Source organism: Anaeromyxobacter sp. SG64 (genome assembly GCF_022690745.1).
Lineage (GTDB): Bacteria > Myxococcota > Myxococcia > Myxococcales > Anaeromyxobacteraceae > Anaeromyxobacter > Anaeromyxobacter soli.
Window position 1 is genome coordinate 1 of record NZ_JALCZB010000177.1, and the last position, 3326, is coordinate 3326.

Here is a 3326-nt window from a genome sequence, read left to right on the forward strand (position 1 = left end):
CCGCCTCGCGCCCGTCACGCCCGGGCTGCGCGAGCGCATCGCCGCCCCGGGCGCGACCGGCCCGCTCGCGCGGCTCCTCGCGCTGCTCACCCCGTACCTCGAGCCGCTCTTCCCTGCGGACCTCGCCCGCCACGGCGTCACGACCGCAGACCGGCTCGTCGGACCGCGCGGTCCCGCGGTCCGGGCCGCGCTCGACGCGGCGCGCGGCGCGCTGCACGGGCGCCCGTTCGCGGCGTTCCTCGCCGGCGCGCCCGGCGCGGGGATCGCGCTCGAGAACACGCAGCCGCCCTCGGTCATCGTGGCCGCCGGCGCCGAAAGGCTCGCGCCCGCCGCGCTCGCGTTCGCGGCGGCGCGCGCCGTGGATCTCCTCGGCCACGGCTGGGCGCTCGCGGGGAAGTTCGCGCCGCGCGACGTCGGGATCCTGCTCGAGCTCGCGTGCCGGTTCTCGGGCGGCTCCCCGCCCTCGCAGGGGCTCCCGCCGGAGCGGGCGGGCGCGTTCCTCGCCGCGCTCGAGCTCTCCGTCCCCCCGTCGGTCCGCGAGGACGCCCGAAGGCTCGCGCGCGACGCCTCCGGCGAGCTCGCGGCGACGGATCCCCGCGCGCTCGCCGCTGCCCTCCGTCGCACCGCGAACCGCGTCGCGCTCCTGCGCTGCGGCGACCCGGGCGCCGCGCTCCACGCGCTGCTCCTCGCCGACCGCAGGCTCGTGGAGAGCCCGCCCGCGCCCGCGCGGGCGCTCGCGCTTGCCGACCTGCGCGACGTCGCCCTCTTCGCCCTCTCCGATCCGTTCCTCGAGCTGCGCCTCGCGGCGCTGGGATGACCCGCGTGGTCCGCACGAGCTTCGCCGTCCTCGCCGCCCTCGCCGGCCTGGTACTCGCCTGCTCGGACACGGGCGAGAGCACCTGCCCGGGCGAGCCGGTGGGCAGCTTCCGCCTCGAGGTCTCCCTCCCCGACGGCGCGCCGGAGTCCGCCTGCACCGCCGTCCCGCCCGTCACGGACCCGCCCACGCGGATCGTGGCGAGCTTCCAGGCGAAGCTCACCGCCGAGCCGGCGGCCGCGGGCTCCTGGCCGGCGGCGCTGTGCCCCGGCGGGCGCGGCGCGACGTACTACGGCTCGCGCGCCGCGGACGGGACGTACACGCTCGAGGCGAGCTCCGGCCTCGCGGTGCTCGACCGGTGCGGCCCGAACTGCTCGGTGTCGGCCGTGGAGCACGTCACCGGGACCGTCGCGGGCGAGGGCGCCGCGGCGACGTTCACCGGCACGCTCGAGGAGCGCTTCGAGTACCTCGCCGGGAACTGCGGCTCCTGTGCGCTGCCGTGCGCGGCCACCTACGCGCTCACGTCGGCCCCATCCCCCTGAGCCGGGCGCGCGACGCGCGGACACCGAAGGTGCTCGCGAATCGGGGGCCGTCGCTTAGAATCCCGGCCCTCATGACGAAGACGAAGCGCGCGGTGGTGCTCCTCTCCGGCGGCCTCGACTCGACGACCTGCCTCGCGGTCGCGCGGCGCGACGGCTTCGAGGCGCACTGCCTCTCGGTGGACTACGGCCAGCGGCACAAGGGCGAGCTCGCCCGCGCCCGGCGGCTCGCCCGCGTCCTCGGGGCGGCCGATCACCGGGTCGTCAAGGTGGACCTCTCGGCCTTCGGCGGCTCGGCGCTGACGGATCCCGCGATCGCGGTGCCCAAGCGGCGGAGAGAGCGCCGCGGGGCGCCCGAGATCCCGGTCACCTACGTCCCGGCGAGGAACACCGTGCTCCTCGCGCTCGCGCTCGCGCACGCCGAGACGATCGGCGCGGAGGACGTCTTCGTCGGCGTGAACGCCATCGACTACTCCGGCTACCCGGACTGCCGGCCGGCGTTCCTTCGGGCGTTCGAGCGCCTGGCGAAGGTGGCGACGAAGGCGGGCGTGGAGGGACGGCCGCTGAGAATCCACGCGCCGCTGCTCCGGCTCACCAAGGCGGGCATCGTGAAGCTCGGGACCTCGCTCGGAGTTCCCTACCGGCTCACCCTCTCGTGCTACGACCCCGTCCGCGGACGAGCCTGTGGCGCGTGTGATGCCTGCGTCCTGCGCCGGAAGGGGTTTGACGAGGCGGGTGTTACCGACCCAACTCTCTACATCGACGAGTGACAGGAGAACGGATGCCGCAGATCACGAGGAAGTACCCGGGCAAGAGCGCGGGCGAGATCTACGAGAAGGTCGACGAGGTGATGGAGCGCATCGCCCAGAAGCTCTCGCTCGACTACCAGAAGGACGGCGGGTCGAAGACGGGCAAGGTCGCCAAGATGGGCGTCTCCGGCGCGTATCAGGTGCGCGACGGGGAGGTCACGGTCGAGCTCAAGTTCCCGATGCTGATCCCCGGCTCGATGCGCCAGAAGGTCCAGGAAGACATCGAGAAGAAGCTCGACGGCCTCTTCCCGTAGATCTTCGCCTCCCGCGCTGGATCACTCGAGCGGAACGACGATGGCCCCCGACCGCTCGTTCATCCGCTCCACGGCCGCGTAGATGGCCTGGAGGGGCGAGTCGCCCACGCCCGTCACGGCGCGGGGGGTCTCGCCCCGGCGACGCTTCGCGGAGGGGCCGGGGACGATACGGGCGCTCGCCCGCCCCTTCAGCGCGTCGGGCCAGAGCCGGACCTGCATCCCCGCGCGGTAGAGCGCGAGCATCACCCGGCCCATCTCGGAAGCGACGCGTTCCTCGGCGTAGGTCATGGCGGAGTCCGGGCGCGACCGGTCCGTTCGACGGCGGGGCATGCCGCGATCCTGCCGGAACCGGTCGGAGTCGGCGCATCCTAGCCGGGGGGCCTGACCCCGCCCAATTTCCGGCTGCGCACGATATCGGCGCTGCGGCGGACGTCCTTCCACCCGCGAGTCGTACGGGGGCCAGGGCGTTGTATCCGGTACTTCGACCGGGAGCCCTGCGCGGGCCCGGGCGCGCCTCGCGCCGATCACGATCCCGGCGGCATGGCATGCGCTCGCCCGGTCGGCTCGCCAGCAGCCCGCCCGGCGAGCGTGGCTTGAAAGAGCACGGGCGCGCCGCCACCTTCCCTTCGAATGTACGCGCGCTGGGCGAGCTTCGCGGTGGGCCTCGCGCTCATGCTGGCGCCGCTCGTGCTCGGGTACGGGGCGGTCGGGCCGATCCTGCACGACGTGGCGATGGGCCTGCTCGTGTGCATCGCCACGGTCGCCGCCCTCGAGTGGCCGCGCGCCCGCTTCGCGCTCGGCGTGCCCGCGCTCTGGCTCGTCTACGCGGCGCGTGGCGGCTCGGATCGCGCCGCCTCCGCCGCCGAGCTCTCGGCGGCCGCGCTCCTGCTCCTCCTCGCGCTCGTCCCGA

Annotated in this window: 6 protein-coding genes; 5 read left to right on the forward strand and 1 reads right to left on the reverse strand. The window is 74.9% G+C overall.

The window, feature by feature from the left end:
* The 4 genes from MNZ29_RS23790 to MNZ29_RS23805 form a co-directional block, all read left to right on the forward strand.
* A partial coding sequence (locus MNZ29_RS23790) for a hypothetical protein (RefSeq protein WP_242357072.1) occupies positions 1-817 on the forward strand: 817 nt, incomplete at its 5' end.
* A 5-nt stretch (positions 818-822) separates the two neighbouring features.
* Positions 823-1356 (forward strand): hypothetical protein, encoded by a 534-nt coding sequence (locus MNZ29_RS23795; protein WP_242357074.1) that lies wholly within the window; start codon positions 823-825, stop codon positions 1354-1356.
* Between the two features lie 71 nt (positions 1357-1427).
* The gene (gene queC / locus MNZ29_RS23800) at positions 1428-2123 is read left to right on the forward strand and encodes a 7-cyano-7-deazaguanine synthase QueC (protein ID WP_242341549.1); all 696 of its coding nucleotides are present in this window, start codon (positions 1428-1430) and stop codon (positions 2121-2123) included.
* 11 nt (positions 2124-2134) lie between these two features.
* Positions 2135-2416: a polyhydroxyalkanoic acid system family protein gene (locus tag MNZ29_RS23805; RefSeq protein ID WP_242341548.1), complete on the forward strand. Its 282-nt coding sequence runs from the start codon at positions 2135-2137 to the stop codon at positions 2414-2416.
* Positions 2417-2437: 21 nt separating this feature from the next.
* Here MNZ29_RS23805 and MNZ29_RS23810 read toward each other — a convergent pair whose 3' ends face one another.
* Complete coding sequence (locus MNZ29_RS23810) at positions 2438-2746, reverse strand: hypothetical protein (protein WP_242357076.1); 309 nt, start codon at positions 2744-2746, stop codon at positions 2438-2440.
* A 300-nt stretch (positions 2747-3046) separates the two neighbouring features.
* Between MNZ29_RS23810 and MNZ29_RS23815 the strand changes: the two genes are divergently transcribed.
* Positions 3047-3326: hypothetical protein (locus tag MNZ29_RS23815; RefSeq protein ID WP_242341546.1), on the forward strand; the 280-nt coding region annotated here is incomplete at its 3' end.